Below are 253 nucleotides of genomic sequence, written 5' to 3'. Positions count from 1 at the left end.
CCCTGCTGCTCACCGACATAGATTTCTTCAAGAAGGTCAACGACCAGCACGGACATCCGGCAGGAGACGCCATCCTGCGGCACGTCGCAAAGGTCGTATCGTCGCAGCTGCGCGAGGATGTCGATATCGTGGCCCGCTACGGTGGAGAAGAGTTCGTCTGCGTTCTGGTCGGTACCACCGAAACGGGAGCAGAAGAGACGGCCGAGCGCATCCGCCAGACCGTCGAGGCTTCGCCCTGCGACATCGGTGAAGC

At 61.7% G+C, this 253-nt stretch carries 1 protein-coding gene; it reads left to right on the top strand.

Annotated elements, in window-relative coordinates; translation table 11 throughout:
- Positions 1 to 253, top strand: a 253-nt coding sequence (locus AAEY72_RS15625) for a GGDEF domain-containing protein (protein ID WP_352311536.1), incomplete at both ends; no start/stop codon positions are given.

It is taken from the genome of Psychrobacter sp. W2-37-MNA-CIBAN-0211 (assembly GCF_040309405.1).
GTDB classification, from domain to species: Bacteria; Pseudomonadota; Gammaproteobacteria; order Pseudomonadales; family Moraxellaceae; genus Psychrobacter; species Psychrobacter glaciei.
This window is presented reverse-complemented; position numbering and strand designations above follow the sequence as displayed.